The sequence below is a fragment of the Micromonospora sp. KC723 genome (assembly GCF_004348595.1).
Lineage (GTDB): Bacteria > Actinomycetota > Actinomycetes > Mycobacteriales > Micromonosporaceae > Micromonospora.
Genome location: NZ_SMKD01000020.1, coordinates 1 through 22646, shown reverse-complemented (window position 1 = coordinate 22646; position 22646 = coordinate 1). Strand labels below are relative to the sequence as shown.

The following is a 22646-nucleotide window of genomic DNA, read 5'->3' as shown; positions in this document are numbered from 1 at the left end:
GTCCCCCGGCGACTACACCGCCACCTGCCGCCTCCGGAGTCGACCAAGTCGACCGAGTGACAGGGTCAGGCGTCGAGCGCGCCCACCACGGCCCCGATCACCACGATGGCCGGCGGACGCAGACCCGCCTCGACCACGTCCGCCGCCACGACGCCGAGGGTCGACCGCAGGCTGCGCTGGGTGCCGGTGGTGCCCTCCTGGATCACCGCCACGGGGGTCGACGGGTCCTTGCCGTGGCGGGTGAGGGTCTCCGTGATCGCCGCCAGGTTCTTCAGGCCCATCAGCACCACGAGGGTGCCGCGCAGACCGGCCAGGGCCTCCCAACGCACCAGCGAGTCCGGCGAGTCCGGGGCGACGTGCCCGGAGACGACGGTGAACTCGTGCGCCACCGCCCGGTGGGTGACCGGGACACCGGCCACCGCCGGCACGGCGATCGCGCTGGTCACGCCGGGGACCACGGTGACCGGTACGCCGGCGGCGGCACAGGCCAGCAACTCCTCACCGCCGCGGCCGAAGACGTACGGATCGCCGCCCTTGAGCCGGACCACGAACTTCCCCGCCAGGGCCCGGTCCACCAGAATGCGGTTGATCTCCTCCTGGGCACGGGACGGCCCGTACGGGATCTTCGAGGCGTCGACCAGCTCGACGTCGGGGCGCAACTCGTCCAGCAGCAGCCCCGGTACCAGCCGGTCAGCCACCACCACGTCCGCCTCGGTGAGCAGCCGCCAACCCTTGACGGTGATCAACTCGGGGTCGCCGGGGCCGGCCCCCACCAGCGCCACCCGCCCGGGTTCGGCCCCGGTGGCCGCCGTCGCGGCCAGGCCGGTACGGACAGTCAGCAGGTCGCGTACCGCGTCGCGGACGGTCATCGCCCGGCGCGGATCCCCACCGCCGAACACGGCCACGGTGACCGGGCCGTGCCGGGTCACCGCCGGGGTCCAGGCGGTGGCCGCGACGCGGTCGTCGGCGCGTACGCAGAAGACGCGCCGCTCGGCGGCGGCGGCGCTGACCGCCGCCGCGGCGAGCCGGTCGTCCACCGCGACCTGGACCAGCCAGGCCCCGTCGAGGTCGTCCGGGGTGAAGCGGCGGGGTGCCCAGTGCAGCCGGCCGGCGTCGACGTACGCGCGCAGGGCGGGGGTCAGCTCCGGCGCGACGAGGAACACGTCGGCACCCGCGTCGAGCAGCGCCGGCACCCGCCGGGTGGCGACGGCTCCCCCGCCCACCACGACCACCCGCCGGCCGGTCAGCCGCAACCCGAGGGGATAGGGACTGGCGGTCACTTCTCCGAGACCCCCGCCGCGTCGAAGGTGGCGACCTCGTGCAGCACCCGCACCGCGCCGGTGACCACCGGCAGCGCCAGCAGCGCCCCGGTGCCCTCACCGAGCCGGAGCCCGAGGTCGATCAACGGGTGCAGCCCGAGGTGGCGCAGCGCGACGGTCGCGCCCGGCTCGGCCGACCGGTGCCCGGCCACCATCGCGCCGACGGCGTCCGGGGCCAGGGCCGCCGCGGCGAGCGCCGCGCTGGCCGCGATCACGCCGTCCAGCAGCACCGGGACGCGGCGGGCGGCGCCACCCAGGATCAGGCCGACCAACGCGGCGTGCTCCAGACCACCGACGGCGGCCAGCACACCCAGCGGGTCGCCCGGGTCGGGCCGGTGCCGGCGCAGCGCGGCCCGCACCACGTCGATCTTGCGCTGGTACGTCTCGTCGTCGACGCCGGTGCCGCGCCCGGTGACCCCGGCCGGGTCGACGCCGGTGAAGGTGGCGACCAGCGCGGCGGACGGGGTGGTGTTCGCGATGCCCATGTCACCGGTGAGCAGGATGCCGGCACCGGAGTCGACCAGTTCGGCGGCGACCCGGACGCCGGTCTCCACCGCCGCCCGGACCTCGTCCCGGGTGAGGGCGGCGGTGACGGCCATGTCCCGGGTGCCGCGACGGACGTTCGCGGCCACCAGTCGCGGCCCGGCCGGCGACCCGGCGGTGTCGACCGGCAGTGCGGTGGCGACGCCGACGTCGACCACGGTGACCGAGGCGCCGGCCTGCCGGGCGAAGGCGTTGACCACGGCCCCGCCGGCCAGGAAGTTGCCGATCATCTGGGCGGTGACCTCCTGCGGCCAGGGAGTCACCCCCTGGGCGTGCACGCCGTGGTCGCCGGCGAAGATCGCGACCGCGGCCGGCTCGGGCAGCGGTGGCGGGCAGGCCCCGGCCAGCCCGGCGAGGCGTACGGAAAGGTCTTCCAGGGCCCCGAGGGAACCGGCCGGCTTGGTCAGCCGTGCCTGGAGGTCCCGGGCGGCGGCCATCGCCGGCTCGTCGAGCGGCCGGATCGCCGCGATGGTGGTCTCCAACATCATGCCTCCAGGATCTCGCCCAGTACCCGGGTGAACGCGTCGGAGGTCGCCGGGTCGCGGACGGCCACCCGCAGCCAGTCGGGGCCCAGCCCGGGGAAGGTGTCGCCGCGGCGCACCGCCCAGCCCCGCTCGCGCAGCGTCTCGCGTACCCGGTCCGCGCCGGACAGGTGGATCAGGACGAAGGCGCTGGCCGGGCGGCCCGCGACGCGTACCCCGGGCAGGGCCGCCAGGCGTGCCACCAGGTGGTCGCGGTCGGCGGCGAGTCGGGCGGCGATGGCGCGCTCGGCCGCGACCGCGGCCGGCGTGGCGATCGCGGCGGCGGCGGCGAGCGCCGGAGTGGAGACGGCCCAGAGCGGTTGCCCGGCCGCGAGGCGCGCCAGCAGCGCGGCCTCACCGAGCAGGTAGCCGATCCGCAGGCCGGCCAGTCCCCAGGTCTTGGTGAGACTGCGGACCACGACCAGTCCGGGCAGGTCACGCCGGCCGGCGAGCGACTCCGGCTCGCCGTCGACGCCCGGGGCGAGGGTCGTGTCGGCGAACGCCTCGTCGACCACGAGGACCCGACCGGGCCGGGCCAGCGCGGCCAGGTCGGCGGCGGGATGCAACACCGAGGTGGGATTGGTCGGGTTGCCGATTATCACCAGGTCGGCGTCGGCGGGCACCCGTGCCGGGTCGAGGCGGAAGCCCTCGGCCGGGTCGAGCAACACCCGTTCGACGGTGTGCCCGGCGGCCCGCAGCGCCGCCTCCGGCTCGGTGAACTGCGGGTGCACCACCACCGGTCGGCGTACCCCGGTCAGGGCGCGGGCGATCAGCACGAAGCCCTCGGCGGCACCTGCGGTGAGCAGCACCTCCTCCGGGGGACGGCCGTGCCGGGCGGCGACGGCCGCGCGGGCCGGCCGGGGGTCGGGGTACGTGGCCAGGTCGGCCAGGGCCGCGGTGACCGGGTCGGCCAGCCAGTCGGGCATCTCGTCCCGCCGGACGTTGACCGCCAGGTCCACCAGGCCGGGGGTGGCCTCGGCGTCGCCGTGGTGGGCGAGGTCGGGTTCGACCGTGGCCGTGCCGCGCCCCGGGCCGGTGTCGGCGGCCGGCTGGTCCCGGGTGGTCGGCTCCGCGCCGATCAGTTGCCCACGCATGTCCGGAATCCTGCCGGGAAGCCGCTCCACTGGACAGCCGATCCCACCGTGGGCCGCGTCACCACCGGACCCCGTTCATGAGTTCTTCTCATACGCGAATCGGAAATGTCATAACTTAACCCCGTGAGCAACCGACCCCTTGCCGCCGCTGGTCGTTCCCTCCCACTCCTTCGTGCCGGTCTGATCACCGGCCTCGTCGTCGCCGCGCTGGCCTACCCACTGGCCGCCGCCACCGGCCTGGGCGCCAAGGCCACCGCACACGCCATGGAACACAAGACCGACATCCTGCGCACCGCCATGCCGGCCGAGACGTCGTACCTCTACGCCCCCGACGGCAAGACGATCCTGACCATGTTCTACGAGGAGTACCGGCAGTACACGAAGCTGTCGGACATGTCGCCGACCATCCAGCAGGCGATCATCGCCGCCGAGGACAACCGCTTCCACCAGCACCGCGGCGTCGACCCGAAGGGTGTCGCCCGCGCCTTCGTGGCCAACGCCCGCTCCAGCGGCGTCTCCCAGGGCGCCTCCACCATCACCATGCAGTACGTCCGGATGGCGCTGCGGGACAGCGCCACCACCCCGAAGGAGGTCCAGGAGGCCACCCAGCAGACCAGCATCCGCAAGATCAGGGAGATGCGCATGGCGCTGGACATCGAGAAGGAACTGACCAAGGACGAGATCCTGGAGCGTTACCTCAACTCGGCATACTTCGGGCACCGGGCGTACGGCATCTACGCCGCCGCGCAGATCTTCTTCTCGAAGACCCCGGCCACCCTCACCCCCGTCGAAGCGGCCACCCTCGCCGGGCTGGTCAAGTCCCCGTCCGAGTACGACCCGATCACCTCCGACAAGAAGGCGGCCACCGGACGGCGCAACTACGTGCTCGACCGGATGGCTCAGCTCGGCTACCTGTCCCCCGACGCCGCCGCGGCGGCCAGGGCCGAACCCATCCGGACCAAGGTCACCACCCCGGCCAACGACTGCGCCTCCATCAACCCCAAGTACACCACCTGGGGCTTCTACTGCGACTACGTGAAGAACTGGTGGAGCGCCCAACCCGCCTTCGGCCAGAACCGGCTGGAGCGGATGGACAAACTACGCCGCGGCGGCTACCGCATCGTGCTGGCCCTCGACCCGAAGGTCCAGGCGGCGGCCGAGGAGAACGTCGGCGCCAAGGACAACGTCGGCAGCCCGTTCGCCAACGGCATCGTGGTCGCCGAACCGGGCACCGGCCGGATCAAGGCGATGGCGGTCAACCGGAACTACTCACTCGACCTCAGTGAGAACGGCCCCAGCTCCAATCCGGAGGCCGGCCCGAAGGTCAAGGCCAACTACCCGAACACCGTCGCGCCCCTGCTCGGCGGCGGCAGCCTGCCCGGCTACCAGGCGGGCTCGACGTTCAAGATGTTCCCGATGCTCGCCGCCCTCGACGCCGGCATGCCGCTGTCGACCGCGTTCGACTCGCCGCACCGCTACCACTCCGAGGTGTACGACGGCTGGTCGCCCTCGAACGCCAGCGGCGCGATGACCGGGCGGCAGACCATGTGGTCCGGCTTCGGCAAGTCGGTGAACACGTACTTCGTCTGGCTGGAGGAGCAGGTCGGCGCGGACCGGGCGGTGCGCATGGCCGAACAGCTCGGGCTGCGCTGGCGAACCGACGTGGACCGCGAGCACGCCTCGCCGGCCAAGGCCAAGAAGTGGGGCGCGTTCACCCTGGGCGTCTCCGACGCCACCCCGCTGGAGATGGCCAACGCGTACGCCGCGGTCGCCGCCGACGGGCGGTACTGCGAGGCGATCCCGGTCAACTCGATCACCAAGCGGGACGGCACGCCCGCCACCTACCGGACCGCCAGCGGGATCGAACGCGAGGTGGCCAAGCCACGGTGCCGGCAGGTGGTGAACGCCGACGCGGCCCGAGCCGCCACCGACGCCGCCCGGTGCCCGACCGGCGACACACCGGCCAGGGGAAGCTGCGGCGGTTGGTCGACCGCCGACAGCGTCCGGGGCACGGTGGGCCGTCCGGTCGCCGGCAAGACCGGCACCACGGACAGCACCCGGTCGGCCTGGTTCGTCGGCTACACCCCGGAACTCGCGGCGGCCAGCTTCATCGCCGACCCGGACAACCCGTTCAACGCCGTGGGTGACGGGCAGTCCCAGATTCCCATCCACGCGGTGGCCAACACGCTCAAGGCCGCCCTGAAGGGCACCCCGGTCCGCCAGTTCAGCCCGCCGTCGGACCAGATCGTGGGGTGACCGGGGAGTGGTCGGGGGCTCCGCCCCGGGGATGGTGCGGTTCCCGGCGCGGAGCCCTCCACACACCCCGGCTCGCCCGCCGGGCCGGGCCGGGCGCCGACCGGCACGTTCAGTGCAGGTCCGCGGTGACCAGGGACCACAGCTCCAGGTCGACCCGGGCGCCACGGACGAACCCCGCGTTGCGCAACAGGCCCTCGTAGCTGAACCCAGCCTTCTCGGCCACCCGGCGCGACGCCGTGTTGCCCGGCGCCACCCGCAACTCCACCCGCTGGAAGCCGTGCTCCAGGATCAGCGCGATGGCCAGCGCGTCCACCGCCTCGGCCGCCAGGCCGAACCCCCGGGCGTGCGGCGCGAGGGCGTACGACACCTCGGTGAGCCGGGCACCCCAGTCGGTGCGCCGGGTCCACAGACAGCCGACCACCCGGCCGTCCTCCCGGCGCAGCACCGCGTAGTGGTCGCCGTCGCCGCTGTCCCGCCGCTGCCGGGCCAGGTCGGTGCACCAGGCCAGCCCGTCGATCCGCCCGGCGGAGTCGGCCAGCGGCAGCCACCGCTGGGTCTGCCGGTCGGCGAACACCTCGTCCACCGCCTCCGCGTCGGCCGCGACGAGCTGGCGAACCTCCGTCCGGGGGGTGGAAACCGTCAGCGCCGGAAAGCGGCGCACCGCCACCTGCCCGATCACGCCGGCGCCCCGACGCCCTGGGCGTGCCGGGCCGCCGCGACCAGCCGGACCGCCACCGTGGGATCCGCCGCCCAGTGCAGGCCGAGCTGCGAGGCGTGCACGCCCCGCCAGACGAAGCCCTCCGGCGCGCCACCGCCCCAGCTCCACGCCGGGTGCTCGCCGGCGCGGGGAGTGAGCACCGCCGCGTGCTGCTTGTAACCCCGCACCGCCGTGCCCGCCTCGGCGACCACGCTGCCCGTCCGGGCGGTCGCCTCCCGGTAGCCCACGACCAGGCCGTCGCGGGTCACGCCGGTCGCGTCCAGCACCCCGCACATCGGCAGGCCGTCCAGCTCCCGGGAGAGCCAGAGCAGACCGGTGCCCTCGGCCACCACCGGACGGCCGGTGCGGGCCAGCTCGGCCACCGCGATGCAGAGCCGCCGGTTGGCGGACAGGTCCCCGGCGCACGCCTCGGGCAGGCCCGCGCCGACCACCAACGCCCGGGTACCGGCCGGCAACGACTCGTCGCGCAGCGGATCGAGGATGACCACCTCGGCGCCGGCGGCACCCAGCAGCTCGGCCGTCTCCGCGTAGCTGTAGCCGCCGCCCGGCCCACCGGCCAGCGCCACCACCGGGGCGGACCCGGTCGCGGTGTCGCCGGTGGCGGACCCGGCCGGAGCGCTGTCGCCGAGCCCCGGCACCCCGATCGCGGGCGACCAGGGCGGGACCGACAGGGGCGGCGCGGACCGGCCCAGGGCGAGCAGCCGATCCAGCTCGACGGTGGCGGCGACCGCCTCGCCGAGTCGACGCACCGCCCGGGCGGCCTCGGGGTCACGCCGGACCACCGGCAGCACCCCGTGCCGGCGGGCGGGCAGCACCGGCGGCAGCTCGTGGCGGCGCAGCGCGCCGTAGACCGGTACGTCGATGTCGTCAAGCGCCTCGCGGAGCATCGTCTCGTGCCGCGGGGAGGCCACCTGGGTGAGGATCACCCCACCCAGCCAGAGCTGCTCGTCGTACGACCGGAAGCCGTGCACCAGGGCGGCCACCGACTGGCCCATCGCGGCCACGTCCACCACCAGCACCACCGGGCTGCGCAGCGCGGTGGCGACGGCCGCGGTCGAATCCTCGTCGGGGTGGCCGGAGACCGAATCGTAGAGGCCCATCGTGCCCTGGATCACCGCCAGGCCCGCGCCGGCGGCGCCGTGGGCGAAGAGCGGCCCGAGCCGGTCGACCCCGACCAGCCGGGGGTCCAGGTTCCGCCCGGGCCGGCCGGCCGCCATCCCCAGGTAGGCGGCGTCGACGTGGTCCGGCCCGACCTTGAAACCGGCTACCTCGACGCCCCGCTCGACGAGAGCGGCGAGCAACCCGACGGCAAGAGCGTTCGTGCCGTGTCCGGAGGACGGCGCGCTGAGCACGAGGCGCGGCACCGCGGTCATCATCGACTCCTCGCAGGCGACAGGAAGTGGCACACGGACAACCGGGAGGAACCCACCCGGCGATCCGCTCGCGTGACCATACCCGCCCGGACCGACCGGTGACGGCCTCCGGGCGGACGGCGCCCGGAGCCGCCGCGACCGGTGGCGGCGGCGGTACGGGTAGCCTCGTGCTGTGTACCGGTTCCTGCTGACCCCCCGCTGGCTGGGCATTCTCGCGCTGACCCTGGTCGCCGCCGCGGTGATGGTGCTGCTCGGCAACTGGCAGTTGGACCGCTACCGGGAGCGCACCGCGGTCAACGAACGCATCGACGCCGGCAGCCGGGGGGCCGCCGCGCCGCTGCGCGACCGGGTGCCGGCCCCCACCGGCGGCGCCGGCACGGCCGGCCCGGCCCCCGCCGAGGAGAACGAGTGGAGTCGGGTCACCGTCACCGGCCGGTACGACCCGGCAAACGTGGTCCTGGTCCGTGGCCGGACCGTGGACCGCACCGTCGGCTTCGAGGTGATCGTCCCGCTGCTCCTGGCCGACGGCACCGCCGTGCTGGTCGACCAGGGCTGGATCCCGCCCGCGCGGGGCGGCGGGGCGATGACCGCGCCGCAGGTGCCCGCCGTGCCCACCGGCGAGGTGACCGTGGTCGGCCGGGTGCACCCCACGGAGACCGGCGGCAGCGGGGTGGATCGGCGCGACGGCCGGTTGGAGACCCGCCGGGTCACCGTCGGCAAGCTCGCCGCGGAGCTGCCCTACCCGGTGCACGGGGCGTACCTGCTGCTCGACGAGCAGACCCCGGCGCACGACCCGACCTTCAAGGCGGTGCCGATCGGGCACGCCAACAACTGGCAGAACCTCGGCTACGTCGTCCAGTGGTGGATCTTCGCGGGGATGACGCTGGTCGGCTACGCCTGGGTGGCGCGCCGGGAGGCCCACCGCGCGACCGGCCCGGAGCGGCCGAAGGGCCCGGTCGACCGGGCCGCCGAACCGGCCACGCCGGCCTGACGGCGCGGGCCCGTCAGCCGCCGGCCCGGCCGGCGTGGATGGCCCGGACCATGTCGATGGTGTCGGCCTCGGCGGCGGTCTTGTCCTCCCGGTAGCGCACCACGCGGGCGAAGCGCAGCGCCAGCCCGCCCGGGTAGCGTGAGCTGGTCTGCACCCCGTCGAAGGCGATCTCGACCACCTGCTCGGGCCGGACCCGCACCACCCAGTCGCCGCGTTCGACGGCAAGGGCGAGAAACCGCTCGGTCTGCCAGCGCAGCAGCTCGTCGGTGAGGCCCTTGAACGTCTTGCCGAGCATCACGAAGTTCCCCGTGCGCGGGTCGCGCGCGCCGAGATGGAGGTTCGACAGCCAGCCCTCCCGACGGCCGCCGCCCCACTCCACCGCGAGCACCACCAGGTCGAGGGTGTGCCGGGGCTTGACCTTGACCCAGGCCGCGCCGCGCCGCCCCGCGTCGTAGGGAGCGTCCGGCGCCTTCACCACGACACCCTCCTGGCCGGCGTCGAGCGCCGCCGCGAAGGCCGCGCCGGCCTGCTCGGCGTCGTCGACCTCCATCCGCCCCACCAGCAGCGACTCGTCGACCGTGCCGGCCAGCGCCGCCCACCGCTCCCGGCCCGGCCGGTGGATCAGATCTGCCCCGTCGAGGTGCAACAGGTCGAAGAAGTACGGCGTGAGCACCGCGTCGCCTGTGGTCCGCGCGGCGGCGAGCACCGCCGGAGCCACCGGCGTGCCACCGGTGGTGCTGGGCGTGGCGCGGCGGGCGGCCCGGCTGGAGGTCTGCTGGAACGGCAGCGGACGGCCGGCCGCGTCCAGCCCGAGCGCCTCGCCGTCGAGCACCAGCTCGCGTGCCGGTAGCGCACGGACGGCCGCGACCACCTCAGGGACCCGGGTGGTGATCTCGTCGAGGCTGCGGGTGAAGACGGCGATGTCGTCACCCGAACGGTGCACCTGGATGCGGATGCCGTCCAGTTTGACGTCGACCACCGCCGGGACGCCGGTGGCCTCCAACGCCGCGTCGACGGTCGGTGCGCTCTGCGCCAGCATCGGGGCCAGCGGACGGCCCACCCGAAGCCCGAACCCCGCCAGCGCGGCCGCGCCCCCGGTGAGCGCGGCCACCGCGACGGCGCGCAGGTCGCCGGCGAGCAGCAGGGCGCGCCGGACGGCGGCGACCGGCACGTCCGCCGCCCGGGCGACGGCGTCCGCGAGCAACCCCGCCTGCGCGCCCTGGCGCAGTTCGCCGCGGAACAGCCCGACCAGCAGTCGCTGTTCCTCGGCCGTGGCGGCGGCGAACAGCGCGCGGAGCAGCTCCCGGCGGCGGGCCTGCGAGCCGGGCCCGCGCACCGCGGCGATCTCCTCCACCGCCGCGTCGACGGCCGCGACGCTCAGGGTCGGCTCGGTCGCCGGGGGCGGCAGATCGCGCAAACCGGCCCAGCCCACGCCGGTCTGCCGCTGGCGCAGCTCACCGGCGAGGTAGCCGGCGCCGGCCGGCACCTCGGACGGGACCAGCGACCTAAGAGCGGCGGCGAGCAGCTCGACCTTGGCTCGTCGCCCGCTGGTGGCGGCAACGGCTGCGGAGGTGGCTGCCAGGTCGAGGAACCGCACGGCCCTCATCCTGCCAGCCACCCCCGACTCCACCCGGGTATTGCCGTACCCGGGCCGTCGGTCGCGACGCCAGCGCGGGCCGGGGTCAGGCGGAGACGGGCTCCTCGATCCGCAGGCCACGGGCGCGCACCCCGTCGGCGACCCGGGAGAGCACCGCGTCGAGGGCGACCAGCGCCGCGGAAAGCTCGCCGAGCTGGTCCTTGAGCGTGTCCTCGGGCCACGCGGAGACGTCGACGTCCCCCAGAGCACTGACGGCGGCTTCGAGCCGCACCATCACCTCGTTCGTACGCATGTTCGAGAGGCTATAACAGCCGCGCGCCCGACACACCGCAAACTCCGACATCCGCCGCGACGTTACGGTTCCGCGACCTGGGGTGGCCGGACGCTCTGACGCCCCGTCCGGCCGACACCGACCACACCCGCTCCGCCCGACCAGGATGCCCACCACACCCCGACCGTGCCGGGCAGCCGGCTCAACCGGCGCGCCGGCCGGCTTCGGCGACCCTCGCCAGCAGTAGCGCCTCGGCCAGGCACACCCGGGCGAACTCGCCGAGATGCAGGCTCTCGTTCGGGCCGTGCGCCTGGGCGTGCGGGTCCTCCACACCGGTGACCAGGATCGCCGCCTCGGGGAACATCTCCCGGAAGGTGGCGATGAACGGGATCGAGCCGCCGACACCGATGTCGACCGGGTCGGTGCCGTCCCAGGCGGTGCGGAACGCCGACCGGGCGGCGTCGAACACCGGACCGGTGGCGTCGATGACGCACGGTGCGCCGTCGTGCTCGAAGGTCGTCGTGACCCGGGCGCCCCACGGGGCGTGCCGCTCCAGGTGGGCGCGGAGCGCGTCGTACGCCCGCTTCGGGTCGTCACCCGGCGCCAGCCGTACGCTGAGCTTGGCCTTGGCCACCGGGACCAGCGCGTTCGGGGCCTCGGCGGTGGCGGGGGCGTCGACGCCGAGGATCGCCAGGGCCGGTTTGCTCCACAGCCGGTCGGTGATCCGCCCGGTGCCGACGAGCGACACGCCCTCCACCAGCCCGGCCTCGGCGCGGAACCGGTCCTCGGGGTAGTCGACGCTGGCCTCCTCCCCGCCGACCAGGCCCTCGACGCTCACGTCACCGGCGTCGTCGTGCAACGTCGACAGCAGCCGGACCAGCGCGGTCAGCGCGTCCGGCACGGCACCGCCGAACATGCCGCTGTGCACGGCGTGGTCGAGGGTACGCACCTCGACGAAGCAGTTGACGATGCCGCGCAGCGAGGTGGTCAGCGCCGGCACACCGACGTCCCAGTTGGCGGAGTCGGCGATGACGATCACGTCGGAGGCGATCTCGTCGCGGTGCGTGGCGAGCAGCCGCTCCAGCGAGTCGGACCCGTACTCCTCCTCGCCCTCGACGAACAGGACCACACCGACCGGGAGTTGGTCGCCGAAGGCGCGCAGCGCGGCGACGTGCGCCATGATGCCGGCCTTGTCGTCGGCGGCGCCCCGGCCGTACAGGCGGCCGTCCCGCTCGACCGGCTCGAACGGGTCGGACTCCCACAGCGCCAGGTCTCCGACCGGCTGCACGTCGTGGTGGGCGTAGAGCATGACGGTGGGCGCACCCGGCGGGGCCGGCTTCGTCCCGATCACCGCCGGCTGGCCGCCGGACCGCACGATCTTCGTGTCGAGGCCGCACCCGCGTAGCAGCTCGGCGACGGCCTCGGCGGAACGCTCCACGTGCGAGTGGTCAAAGCCCTCGAAGGCGATGCCGGGGATGCGGACGAGGCGTTCCAGGTCGGCTCGGACGCCGGGCAGCGCACGCGCGACGGCGGCCCGGATCTCGGACTCGGACATGATCGGAGTGGTCATGACCGGCATGGTATGCCGGCCTTACCGGTGCGTACCCGCCCAGTCCGGCACCGGTCCGCTCAGGCGCAGGTAGTAGCGGTCGGCGTCGTGCGGCAGTCGGGGTGCGCCGTCGACCAGCACGTCCGCGTGGCCGGCGGTGGCGTCCGCGGCGAAGTGGGCGCGCTCTCCGGCGTGCCAGCGGCGCAGCTCGGGCAGGATGCCCGGGCCGTCGCGCGCCACCGCCCGGGTCAGGCGCAGGTCGGCGGGCGCGGTGACGAAGACCGCCAGGCTCAGCTCCGCGCGGATGGCCGCCCGCGCCGCGCTCACCCCTTCCAGCAGCAGCACCGGCGCGACCGGCACCGGCACCGCCCCGGGCAGGAAAGCCCGCCGCGCCCAGCTGTAGCGCTGGTACGCCCCCGGCCGGCCGGCCCGCAACGGGGCCAGCACGCCCGCCTCCAAGCGGGACCAGAAGGTGAACTGGTCGTCCCAGCCGTCGAGCAGGTCGTCGGTGTGCACCACCGGTGGCCGCCTCCCCCCGGCCGACGCGGCGAGGGCGTCCGCGAGGCACGCGGTGAAGTGGCTCTTGCCTGCGCCGCTCGGCCCGTCGACCGCCACCAGTCGGGTACGCCCCAGCCGCGCCGGCCGGGCCAGCACCCGCCGGGCCAGCGTCGCGTACGCCTCGACCACCACCACCGTCACGGACGTGACGCTAGTGGGTGTCCCCCGTGAGCCTGGTTCCACCGTCGGGACGGGCGTTCGCCGGATCGGAGGCACCGGGGACGGGCATGATCTGGACGTGCTCAATGACGTGATGAGTCCAGGTGTGGACGCTCTGCTGGAACAGGCTCGGGCCGGGCTGCGCCGGCTGAGCCCGCAGGAGACGGCCGAGGCGGTGCGGGCCGGCGCCCTGCTGGTCGACACCCGCACCGAGGCGCAGCGCCGTGAGCAGGGTGAACTGCCCGGCGCGATCGTCATCGACCGGAACGTGCTGGAGTGGCGGCTCGATCCGGCCAGCGAGTGGCGCATCCCGGAGGCGACCGGCTACGACCGGGAGATCGTCGTGGTGTGCCGGCACGGATACAGCTCCAGCCTGGCCGCCGCGAGCCTGCAGGCGCTGGGGCTGCGCAACGCCACCGACATGGTCGGCGGGGTGCAGGCCTGGCGGGAGGCGGGTCTGCCGCTCAACGACGGCCCCGCCGACGTCCGCAGCTGACCCGACCGCCGCCCGGTCGACCGGAGACCCGGCCGTCAGGTCGTGGGGGGCGCGCCGGGTGGGATGACCGGCAGGTCGGCGGGGGCCCCGGACTGGATCAGCCGCCACAGCGCGTCGGTGTCCAGGTGTTCCTCGACCAGGTCGCCGAGCAGGTCCAGGGAGCGTTCGCGGGCGGCGGCGAAGATGGTGTCGGGCGCCACCCGGAAACCGTGCCGGCCGGCCGTGCGGGCCGCCTCGGTGAGGAAACGACGACGGAACTCGTCGGACTCGAACGCGCCGTGCCAGTGGGTGCCGTACACCGCGCCCAGCCGGGCGCCCTCACCCGTGCCGTCGGCGTACCTGAGCAGCGGCGGCAGGGCGGGATCGGCGGTCGAGACGTACCCGTGGTGGATCTCGTAGCCGCGTACCGGGACGCCGTCAGCCGCGCCGGCGGACCGCCGGACGGTCTTGCGCGGATCGAAGGTGATCTCGACGGGGAGCAGACCCAACCCGGGGACGGTGCCCCGGCGGCTCTCCACCGGGTCATGGACGGCCCGGGCGAGCATCTGGAAGCCGCCGCAGATGCCCAGCAGCGGCCGGCCGGCCGCCGCGTGCGCGGTGACCGCGTCGGCCAGGCCGGTCTCCCGAAGCCAGGCCAGGTCGGCGACGGTGGACTTGGAACCGGGCAGCACGACCAGGTCGGCGGCGGCCAGTTCGGCGGGTTCGACGGTCAGCCGGACCCGGACACCGGGCTCGGTGGCGAGCGCCTCGACGTCGGTGGCGTTGCTGATCCGGGGGAGCCGGACCACGGCGACGTCGAGCCAGTCGGTGCCGTACGGGGCGGCCGGCCGGCCGAGCACCCGCCCGTACGCCAGGGAGTCCTCGGCGTCGAGCCAGAGGTCGAGGTGCCAGGGCAGCACCCCGTACGTGGGCCGGCCGGTGACCCGGTGCAGCATGTCCAGCCCCGGGCTCAGCAGGCCGAGGTCACCCCGGAACTTGTTGATCACAAATCCGGCGACGAGCGCCTGGTCAGCGGGATCGAGCAGGGCGACCGTGCCGAACATGGCGGCGAACACCCCGCCCCGGTCGATGTCACCGACCACGATCGTGGGCAGGCCGGCGTGCCGGGCCAGCCCCATGTTGACGTAGTCGCCGGCCCGCAGGTTGATCTCGGCCGGGCTGCCCGCGCCCTCGCAGACCACCACGTCGTACGCCGCGCGCAGCTCGGCCAGTGCCGCGTACGCGGTCTCGGCGAGGCGCGGGCGCAGGTGCCGGAAGTTGCCGGCGGTGACCGTGTCGACGGCTTCGCCGAGCAGCACCACCTGGCTGGCCAGGTCGCTGCCCGGCTTCAGCAGCACCGGGTTGAACCGCAGGTCCGGCGCGATCCCGCAGGCCGCCGCCTGCATCGCCTGGGCCCGACCGATCTCGCCGCCCCGGCCGTCGGAGCCGACCACCACCGCGGAGTTGTTCGACATGTTCTGTGCCTTGAACGGGGCCACCTTCACCCCGCGCCGGTGCAGCCACCGGCAGATGCCGGCGGTCAGCACGCTCTTGCCCGCGTCGGAGGTGGTGCCCGCGACGAGCAGCCCCCCGCTCACCGGCCCCTCCCCCGGCCCGCGACCGTTCCGCCGGTTGCGGGGGCGTGCCCGCCGGCCGGGGCGCGCGCGATGCCTCCCGGGCCGTCCGGGACGGTGGCCTCCGCGCGGAGCCGGCGCAGCACTCGCCGCGCCGCCGTGCCGGCCAGCAGGCCTCCGGTGACCGGCCAGGACGCCGCGATCGCCAGGGCGGCGAGTCCGACCGCGCCGGAGACCCGGGCGGCCCGCCGGAGGTGCCGCGCCTCGGGGCGGGGACCGTCACCGAGGTAGGGACGCACCTCGGATCGGCCGAAGTAGACGTTGCGGCCACCGAGCCGGACACCGAGGGCACCGGCCATCGCCGCCTCGCACTGCCCCGCGTTGGGGCTGGGATGGTCGTTGCGGTCGCGTCGCCAGACCCGCCAGGCCCGGTTCCGGTCCCCGCCGGCGAGCGGAGCCACGGCGATGGTGAGCAGGCCGGTCAACCGGGCGGGAAGCAGGTTGAGCACGTCGTCGAGGCGGGCCGCGGGGGTGCCGAACCGGGCGTACCGGGGTGAGCGGTGGCCCACCATGGCGTCGAGGGTGTTGGCGGCGCGGTAGCCGAGCAGGCCGGGAAGCCCGGCGGCCGCACCCCAGAGCAGGGGCGCCACCACGGCGTCGGAGGTGTTCTCGGCGACCGACTCGACGGTGGCCCGGGCCAGCTCCGGCTCGTCGAGGGTGGACGGGTCACGCCCGCAGAGGTGGCTCAGCCGGCGTCGGGCCGCCGGCAGGTCGCCACCGCGCAGGGCGGCCCCCATCAGGTCGGCCTCGCGGCGCAGCGTACGCCCACCGAGGACGGTCCAGGTGCCCGCCGCGACGAGCAGGGCCCGGGCCAGCGGACGCCGGCGGGTGGCCACCGTGGCGGCGGCGCCGAGGAGGACCGGCGCGCCCACGGCGAGCGAGGTGAAGACCGCGCCGGCGCGGCGGCGCGGTCGGTGGATCCGCCGTTCCAGGGCTCCGGCCGCCCGGCCGAACCCGGCGACCGGGTGCCAGCGGGCCGGGTCGCCGACGAGGGCGTCCAGGGCGTACCCCACCACCAGCCCGGCCGCGTTCGCCACGGCGGTCGCCTGACGCACCTGTCACCACCTCCGGCCGGCCAGCCTAGCCGTACGCGGGGTGGCCACATCGCCGTCGCCACCCCGCCCCCGTTCGTACGTCGGCCCGGCCGGACCGCAGCCACTTTCCGCCGCAGGTCACCGGGCCCCCGGTGGTCGGCTCAGGCCGGCACCGGCACCCGCCCCCGGCCCCGGCGGCCCCGGCCGGGCGGGGTGACGGAGGTCTCGTCCGGTGCCGGATCCAGCTCGCCGGCCCCGCCGTCGGCCTCGTCGTCGTCCCCACCGCCCGGTTCCGGGGCGAGTTCGTCGTCGGTGGGGCGGTCGTCCGTGGCGCCGGCCGGCTTCCCGGGGCCGGCGGCCGACAAATCTGGTCCGGCTGCCCCCGGAAGGCGTCGGGGCAGGTCGGCGGTACCACCGGCGAACGGGCCGTGGCCCCCGGGTGGCTCGCCGACGCCCGACTCGTCGGCCCGGCCGGTCGACTCGTAGCCGGTCGACTCGTAGCCGGACTGGGGCGCGGTGAAACCGGAGAACTCGGGCCCCTCCTCGAAGGGGCGGTCGTCCGGCAGGTTCGGGGCCTGCCCGTGCGGTACGGGCTCCGCCGGCTCGCCGTGCACCCGGGCGGCGGTCTCGGCGTCCTCGACGACGCTGGTCGCCGTGGTGGGCCGGTTGCGCAGGAAGCGGGCCCGCCCCCGGGACAGGTCGTGCCCGACCGCGACCGCCTCCAGCTCGTAGAGCGTGCGGTGGTTGCCGGCCTCGTCGGTCCAGTCGCGGGTGTAGAGGCGACCCGCCACCACCACCGGGTCACCGACCATCACCGAGGCGGCGACCCCCTCGGCCAGCCTGCGCCAGCAGTTGACCCGGACCCGCAGGCTGTTGCCGTCCACCCACCGGCCGCTGTCCCGGTCGAGGCGACGGGCGGTCGAGGCGACCTTGAAGTTGGCGACCAGGGTGTTGCTCTGCGTCGTACGACGCCACTCGGGCGCGGTCAGCACGTTCCCGACAATCGTTACATAGGTGTCAAACATTGTCCCCTCCCGGGGTCCAGGGCCTGCCGTGGGCGAGTCGACTCGGGGCCCAGCCTGGCCCGGTCGACCGTCCCGGGGGAGACCGACGGCCCGCGCTGTGGACGACGGGCACCGCCTGTGGACAAGAACCTGATCATCGTTCCGTCTGCTAGGGCAGCCGACCCGGCTGCTCGGGCCGGGAACGAGCAGATCGGCTGCGGCCTCGCCGGAGTGAGGTGGGAGCCGCCGGGGTATGGAGTTGATCAACCAGAGTGCCCCGTCGATGCCGACGCGGCCAGCACGGCACGTCGATCGGGCGCCCCGGTGCCGGATCCGATGAGAAAGGTCAGCGACGATGACTCTCGACCCGCGTACGACCGGCTCCGTCCGCACCGAGCGGGAGGGGCGGCGATGAGCGCGGTGACGAACCCGGCGACCGTTGCCGAGTGCCTGCGCGTCGGCGCCGGCTTCTCCCAGGGCGACCGGAACTGGATCGTGGCACAGTTCGCGACCCTGGACGCGCGCCTGGCCGCGTTCCACGCCGACGCCACCGAGTTGGAGGTGTCGGTGAAGGACCGGGAGGCACGCGGGCAGAAGGTGACCCTGGAGTGCTGGATCGCCGGCCGGCAGAAGATCGTCACCACCTCCGGCGAGGAGGATCTCCGCGCGGCGCTCAACGACGTCCGTGACGACCTGCGCCGCCGGCTCAACGACGCCAAGACCCGGCAGGAGCCCCGGCACAACAAGCACGTACGGGAGATGGGCCAGCCCGGCCCGGACCAGGCGGCCGACGCCGACCTCACCCGGGTCGACGCCGAGACCGCCTGACCGGTCCGCGCACCGGCGGTGTGCGCAGTGGCCGTGGCGACGACCCACGCCCTGCCGCACCGCCGCCGCGGCCGTGCCCTCGACGTCGGCGAACAGGTCCACGTCCCTGTGTCCACGACCGGGGACACCGCGGCAGGCCGCAACCCGCGCAGGCGGGCCGCCGCGGGGCTACCACCGGGTATGTCGCGGGCGTACCGTCGGCTCCGTGGAACAGGACGTGCTGGGGCCGCCGTACGAGCGGCAGACGATCGACCTGGGCGCGGACGACGAGGGCGCGGTGGTCGCCACCCTGGTGCGACGGCGCGCCGAACGGCCCACCGGACGGGCCGTGCTCTACGTGCACGGGTACGTCGACTACTTCTTCCAGACCCACGTGGCCGACTTCTTCGCCGCGCGCGGCTGGGACTTCTACGCCCTCGACCTGCGGAAATACGGCCGCAGCCTGTTGCCGCACCAGACCCCGAACTTCTGCCGCGACCTCAGCGACTACTTCCCGGAACTGGACACCGCCGCGAAGATCATCCGGGCGGACGACGGCCACGACACACTGCTGGTCATGGGCCACTCCACCGGCGGGCTGATCGTCTCGCTCTGGGCGCACGCCCGACGCGACGCCGGCCTGGTCGACGGGCTGGTCCTCAACAGCCCCTTCTTCGATCTCAACGTCCCCTGGCTGCTCCGTCGACCCCTCGCGGCCGCCGTCTCCCGGCTGGGCCGCCGCGCGCCGCACCGGGTTCTCCCCCTGGGCCTGAGGACGGTGTACGGCGAGAGCCTGCACGCCGCGCACCGGGGCGCCTGGACGTACGACCTGGCGTGGAAGCCACTCGGCGGGTTCCCGGTCCGGCTCGGCTGGTTGGACGCGATCCGCACCGCCCAGCGGCAACTGCGCACCGGGTTGGACATTCCGGTGCCGGTGCTGCTGGCCTGCTCGACCCGCAGCTTCAAGGGCACCCGTTGGCACGACTCGGCGGCGCTGGCCGACGCCGTGCTCGACGTGGAGCACATGGTCCGCTGGGCGCCCCGGCTCGGCCGGCACGTCACCCTGGCCCGCTTCGACGGCGGCATGCACGACCTGACGCTCTCCGGCCCCGCCGTCCGCGAGAAGGTCTTCGCCGAGGTCGGCCGGTGGGCAGAGGCGTTTCTCGGCGCGGGCCCGACGGAGACCGGTGGCCCGACCACCGCGACACGGACCGTGGTGCCGGGCCACCGGTCTCCGGCCGACGAGGGCAGTCCGGCCCCGGCCGGTTGAGTCAGCCCGCCGCCGGCAGGTCCATCATGATCCGGTCGAAGGTGGCCACCGGATGGCCGTCCTCGCCGGGCAGCACCACACCCAGGCAGCGCAGCCCCACCTCGCCCGCCTGGTCGGGCCGGATCGCGAAGACCGGCGCGCCGACGTACCCGACCGGCAGCCCACCGGTCAGGCGCAGCCCGCCGCCCGCGCGGACCGCCCGCTCGACCGCCACCTCCAGCGGGCGGGATCCGTCGTCGCGCACGCCGAGCGCGAGCACCACGGCCGAGATCTCCTCCACGCCGATCCGGGCCACGTCGGCCGCGTCGGCCGCGACCGTGGCGGGCACCGGTTGGGTACGCCAGCGCCAGCCCTCGGTTGCCGCCCGCTCGTGCAGCCCGCCGGTGGGCAGCGCCGCCACCCCGACGCCGGGCCGGTGCGCCCACCGCCCGGCGGGCAGGAGCAGCGCGTCGCCGGCCACCCCGGCCGGCTCGGTCACGCTCGGCCGCAACCCGACCTCGACAGCCTCCGGGTACGTCAGGGCGTCGGCGGTGAGCAGGAACTCCACGGCCCCATGCCGGAAGAAGAACGCGGTGCCGGCCGGACCGTCCCCGAGCGGGCGCAGCGGCAGGATCGCCCGCCCGAGGAGCTGGCGCGACCTCGTTCTCGGCGTCCGGTTCCAGCAGCACGCACCCGAGGGTACGGGTCGGCCCGCCGACGCCTCCGGCGACGGCCACACCACCGACCGGCCCGGAACGCGGGGTGACCGGGTGGCGGCGGCGCGACGCCGACCACGCGCCGGCACAGCCACCCGTTCCCGCGCGGGCTCGCGGCGCGGCGGTACCCTCTTGGCGCGACATGCATGGTGCGCGCCCGTAGCTCAGCGGATAGAGCAGGGGACTTCTAATCCCAAGGCCGCAGGTTCGAATCCTGCCGGGCGCACAACCACTTCCCGGTCTGGCCGTCTCGCCTGAAAGGAGATGGTCAGGGCGGGTCCTCGCGCCGTCACGACGTCGACGCCCCGATCCTGGCCACCCGGAGGCGCCGATTGGAGACCTGCCGCCGGTCGGTCGGGTTCGGTCGGCACCTCGAGCCTTGTCCCGAAACACTCCCTTGACCGCCACCTGGCTGCAACAGAAGATGTTACGGCAAGGAGGGGTGATGGCGGCGAACAGTCGGTTGACCATCGCGACGCATGTGCTGGCGTGGCTGGCGCTGGCGCAGCGACGCGGTCAGGAGGTGCTGACCTCGGATCAGGTCGCCGCCAGCGTGAACACGAACCCTGTGATCGTCCGGCGCAGCCTCGGTGACCTGCGGCGGGCTGGGCTGGTGACGGTCCGCCACGGTGCCGGCGCAGGCTGGAGCCTGGCCCGCGCGCCCGAGGAGATCACCCTGCGCCAGGTGTACGAAGCGGTCGGGGCGCAGCCGCCATTCGGCCTGCACCACACCGAGCCCAATCTGGAGTGCCCGGTCGGCCGGGGTATCCGGCCCGCCCTGAGCGCGGCCTACGGCCGGGTCGAGCAGGCCATGCGGCGGGAGTTGGCGGCCACGTCCATCGCCGACGTACTCCGTCAGACGTTGAGGAGCTAGTCGGCGGAGCGGCCTTCCGACGCCCGCCGTACCGGACCGCGACCACTGCTGTAACAAGAATTGTTTCGGCGTTTATCGAGGAGAATCTGTGGTAACCGTACGGTGTCCGATCGTGGAGCTGCGGCAGTACACACTGCGTCCGGGACGACGCGACGTGCTGATCGACCTGTTCGACCGGGAGTTCGTCGAGCCCCAGGAGGCGGCGGGCATGACCGTCCTGGGGCAGTTCCGCGACCTGGACGACCCCGACCGGTTCGTCTGGCTCCGTGGCTTCGACGACATGCCGCGCCGAGCGGAGGCGCTGGCAAGCTTCTACGGCGGGCCGGTCTGGCAGGCGCATCGAGACGAGGCGAACGCGACAATGATCGACTCGGATGACGTCCTGCTGCTGCGGCCCGCCTCGACGCGGGGCGGGTTCCCGGTGCCGGTCGACGCCCGGCCAGCCCGCGACTCGGCATCGGTGTCCCCGCCGTCGCTCCTGCTCGCCACCATCTGGCACGGTGTCGGCCCGTTCGACACCACCTTCGTCGAGTTCTTCGAGCGGCGGGTCCGGCCCGTGCTGGCCGAGAGCGGCGGTGCGCCACTGGCGTATCTACAGTCGGCGCACTTTCCGAACACCTTCCCGGCGCTGCCCGTCCGGGCCGGCGAGGAGGTCTTCGTGTGGTTCGCGCGGTTCGCCGACGAAGGTCGGTCCGACGAGTACCTGGATCGCCTACAACGCTCGGAACGCTGGTCCGAGGAGGTGCTGCCCGCCCTTACGCGCTGGGTTGGGACGGCGCAACGACTGCGGCTGGCACCCACCGAGCGGTCACTGCTGCGGTGAGCACCGAGGGTCGGCGGACCGGGGCCCGTCACGCCCCACCACGTCACCGGCGCCCGTCGGCATCCAGGACCGCGCCCAACCGCCGGCCGGATCCCCGGTGGAGGACGCCGTGACCGAGGAATCCTGATCATGCGTCCTGACGCTGGGATCCCACGGTCCGCCGTCACGGCCGGTCGGTGGCGCCCCAGCTCTGCCGGAGCAGGGCGAGCAGGCCGTGGCCGTCCTCGATCCGCGCGTCGGGTTCGGCCTCGGCGTGGGCGGGTTCCCGGTCGGTGCGTGGGGAACGCATCAGGATCGCCGCCTGCGCTCCGGCACGGCGGGCGCAGGCGATGTCACGGTGGAGGCTGTCGCCGACGAACCAGCACCTGCCGATGGGGACGCCGACGGCGTCGGCGGCCAGCAGCGCCAACCTCGGGTTGGGTTTGCGCAGGCCGGCTTCGTCGCTGTAGAACTCGGCCGCGAACAGGTCGGACAGTCCGGCGGCGGCGAGGAAGTCCCGGTGCGCGGCGCCGCAGAGCGCGTTGCTGACCACCGCCATGGGCAGGCCGGCCTCGGCGGCGGCGTGCAGGGCCTCGGAGATCCCGGGCCGCAGCGCCCACTCCGGGCGCCAGTTCCAGGCGTACGCCAGCGGCGTCGCCTCCCGTTCCACCGCCTCCCGGGCCTGCCGGGGCCAGGTCCGGGTCACGAACTCCGCCCACACCCGCCCGTGTGACAGCTCGACGGGCTCGGCCGATCTGCCCTCGGTGTCGCGCCACCGGGCGTACGCCCGGTGCCCGGCTTCGAGGTCCGCGGCGATCCGCTCGTCGGGCACCGCGCCGGCGACCACGTCGGACAGCCGTCGGACGAGGTCCGGCGGGGCCGGTGGTTGGGGTGGGGCGTCGGCCAGGACGCCACCGAAGTCCAACAGGAGCGCGCGAGGCGGTCGGAGCATGCCCGCCATTCTCCCCCACCGGAAAACAGCGGGCCGGTCCTGTCGGCCCGAAGCCCGCGGCGCTGCCCGCCGTCGTCGACTGCCTCGTGTCGCGGTATCCAGACGCGGGACACCGCGGTTTGCGCCGCTCGGAGGCGGATGGGGCGGGCG

The 22646-nt window shown here is 74.7% G+C and carries 21 protein-coding genes and 1 tRNA gene; 8 read left to right on the top strand and 14 right to left on the bottom strand.

Going from position 1 to position 22646, the window contains the following annotated elements; translation table 11 throughout:
- Window positions 1–65: 65 nt before the first annotated feature.
- From cobA to cobC, 3 genes are read right to left on the bottom strand one after another with little or no spacing between them, the layout of a single operon-like run.
- Window positions 66–1280, bottom strand: coding sequence for a uroporphyrinogen-III C-methyltransferase (gene cobA / locus E1165_RS07400; RefSeq protein ID WP_132389046.1), 1215 nt, complete (start codon window positions 1278–1280; stop codon window positions 66–68).
- Complete coding sequence (gene cobT, locus E1165_RS07395) at window positions 1277–2347, bottom strand: nicotinate-nucleotide--dimethylbenzimidazole phosphoribosyltransferase (protein ID WP_132389108.1); 1071 nt, start codon at window positions 2345–2347, stop codon at window positions 1277–1279. Before cobT ends, cobA begins: the two co-directional genes overlap by 4 nt.
- On the bottom strand, window positions 2347–3477 hold the full coding sequence (gene cobC / locus E1165_RS07390) for an Rv2231c family pyridoxal phosphate-dependent protein CobC (RefSeq protein WP_132389044.1): 1131 nt from the start codon (window positions 3475–3477) through the stop codon (window positions 2347–2349). Before cobC ends, cobT begins: the two co-directional genes overlap by 1 nt.
- A gap of 123 nt (window positions 3478–3600) precedes the next feature.
- Here cobC and E1165_RS07385 point away from each other — a divergent pair, with 123 nt between their 5' ends.
- Window positions 3601–5733 (top strand): transglycosylase domain-containing protein, encoded by a 2133-nt coding sequence (locus tag E1165_RS07385; protein WP_132389042.1) that lies wholly within the window; start codon window positions 3601–3603, stop codon window positions 5731–5733.
- Window positions 5734–5842: 109 nt separating this feature from the next.
- Here E1165_RS07385 and E1165_RS07380 read toward each other — a convergent pair whose 3' ends face one another.
- Window positions 5843–6412: a GNAT family N-acetyltransferase gene (locus E1165_RS07380; RefSeq protein ID WP_132389040.1), complete on the bottom strand. Its 570-nt coding sequence runs from the start codon at window positions 6410–6412 to the stop codon at window positions 5843–5845.
- Window positions 6409–7824: a cobyrinate a,c-diamide synthase gene (locus E1165_RS07375; protein WP_132389038.1), complete on the bottom strand. Its 1416-nt coding sequence runs from the start codon at window positions 7822–7824 to the stop codon at window positions 6409–6411. Before E1165_RS07375 ends, E1165_RS07380 begins: the two co-directional genes overlap by 4 nt.
- A gap of 172 nt (window positions 7825–7996) precedes the next feature.
- Here E1165_RS07375 and E1165_RS07370 point away from each other — a divergent pair, with 172 nt between their 5' ends.
- Window positions 7997–8815, top strand: coding sequence for an SURF1 family protein (locus E1165_RS07370; RefSeq protein WP_243704636.1), 819 nt, complete (start codon window positions 7997–7999; stop codon window positions 8813–8815).
- A 13-nt stretch (window positions 8816–8828) separates the two neighbouring features.
- Here E1165_RS07370 and E1165_RS07365 read toward each other — a convergent pair whose 3' ends face one another.
- The 4 genes from E1165_RS07365 to E1165_RS07350 all read right to left on the bottom strand — a co-directional run bounded on the left by E1165_RS07365 (window position 8829) and on the right by E1165_RS07350 (window position 12931).
- A complete protein-coding gene (locus E1165_RS07365) occupies window positions 8829–10421 on the bottom strand; it encodes an ATP-dependent DNA ligase (protein ID WP_243704635.1) in 1593 nt (530 codons plus the stop codon).
- A 76-nt stretch (window positions 10422–10497) separates the two neighbouring features.
- On the bottom strand, window positions 10498–10704 hold the full coding sequence (locus E1165_RS07360; protein WP_132389036.1) for a hypothetical protein: 207 nt from the start codon (window positions 10702–10704) through the stop codon (window positions 10498–10500).
- Between the two features lie 181 nt (window positions 10705–10885).
- Window positions 10886–12238, bottom strand: a complete 1353-nt coding sequence (locus tag E1165_RS07355) for a dipeptidase (RefSeq protein ID WP_207916705.1) — start codon at window positions 12236–12238, stop codon at window positions 10886–10888.
- 36 nt (window positions 12239–12274) lie between these two features.
- Entirely contained in the window at window positions 12275–12931 is a 657-nt protein-coding gene (locus E1165_RS07350; RefSeq protein WP_132389032.1) for a uridine kinase, read from the bottom strand.
- A 112-nt stretch (window positions 12932–13043) separates the two neighbouring features.
- Between E1165_RS07350 and E1165_RS07345 the strand changes: the two genes are divergently transcribed.
- The gene (locus tag E1165_RS07345) at window positions 13044–13445 is read left to right on the top strand and encodes a rhodanese-like domain-containing protein (RefSeq protein WP_132389102.1); all 402 of its coding nucleotides are present in this window, start codon (window positions 13044–13046) and stop codon (window positions 13443–13445) included.
- Between the two features lie 35 nt (window positions 13446–13480).
- Here the strand turns inward: E1165_RS07345 and E1165_RS07340 are convergent, their stop codons facing one another.
- From E1165_RS07340 to ssb, 3 genes are all read right to left on the bottom strand, one after another.
- On the bottom strand, window positions 13481–15022 hold the full coding sequence (locus E1165_RS07340) for a cobyric acid synthase (RefSeq protein WP_132389030.1): 1542 nt from the start codon (window positions 15020–15022) through the stop codon (window positions 13481–13483).
- Window positions 15019–16113, bottom strand: a complete 1095-nt coding sequence (locus tag E1165_RS07335) for a cobalamin biosynthesis protein (protein ID WP_132389028.1) — start codon at window positions 16111–16113, stop codon at window positions 15019–15021. The genes E1165_RS07340 and E1165_RS07335 overlap by 4 nt, the downstream gene beginning before the upstream one ends.
- Before the next feature lie 140 nt (window positions 16114–16253).
- The gene (gene ssb / locus E1165_RS07330) at window positions 16254–17117 is read right to left on the bottom strand and encodes a single-stranded DNA-binding protein (RefSeq protein WP_132389026.1); all 864 of its coding nucleotides are present in this window, start codon (window positions 17115–17117) and stop codon (window positions 16254–16256) included.
- Window positions 17118–17507: 390 nt separating this feature from the next.
- On the opposite strand from ssb, the gene E1165_RS07325 reads away from it, so the two are divergent.
- Window positions 17508–17924 (top strand): HPF/RaiA family ribosome-associated protein, encoded by a 417-nt coding sequence (locus E1165_RS07325; protein ID WP_132389024.1) that lies wholly within the window; start codon window positions 17508–17510, stop codon window positions 17922–17924.
- Window positions 17925–18129: 205 nt separating this feature from the next.
- The gene (locus E1165_RS07320; protein WP_132389022.1) at window positions 18130–19173 is read left to right on the top strand and encodes an alpha/beta hydrolase; all 1044 of its coding nucleotides are present in this window, start codon (window positions 18130–18132) and stop codon (window positions 19171–19173) included.
- Between the two features lies 1 nt (window position 19174).
- On the opposite strand, the gene E1165_RS07315 is transcribed toward E1165_RS07320, so the two are convergent.
- Window positions 19175–19720, bottom strand: coding sequence for a hypothetical protein (locus E1165_RS07315; protein ID WP_243704634.1), 546 nt, complete (start codon window positions 19718–19720; stop codon window positions 19175–19177).
- Between the two features lie 301 nt (window positions 19721–20021).
- Here E1165_RS07315 and E1165_RS07310 point away from each other — a divergent pair.
- The 3 genes from E1165_RS07310 to E1165_RS07300 all read left to right on the top strand — a co-directional run bounded on the left by E1165_RS07310 (window position 20022) and on the right by E1165_RS07300 (window position 21565).
- Window positions 20022–20094 (top strand) — tRNA-Arg (locus E1165_RS07310).
- A gap of 219 nt (window positions 20095–20313) precedes the next feature.
- Window positions 20314–20742 carry an Rrf2 family transcriptional regulator gene (locus tag E1165_RS07305; protein WP_132389020.1) on the top strand — a complete coding sequence of 143 codons (429 nt, stop codon included), beginning with the start codon at window positions 20314–20316 and terminating at the stop codon, window positions 20740–20742.
- A 112-nt stretch (window positions 20743–20854) separates the two neighbouring features.
- Window positions 20855–21565, top strand: a complete 711-nt coding sequence (locus E1165_RS07300) for an NIPSNAP family protein (protein WP_243704633.1) — start codon at window positions 20855–20857, stop codon at window positions 21563–21565.
- A 163-nt stretch (window positions 21566–21728) separates the two neighbouring features.
- Here E1165_RS07300 and E1165_RS07295 read toward each other — a convergent pair whose 3' ends face one another.
- Window positions 21729–22496: an HAD family hydrolase gene (locus E1165_RS07295; protein WP_207916700.1), complete on the bottom strand. Its 768-nt coding sequence runs from the start codon at window positions 22494–22496 to the stop codon at window positions 21729–21731.
- Window positions 22497–22646: the final 150 nt, after the last annotated feature.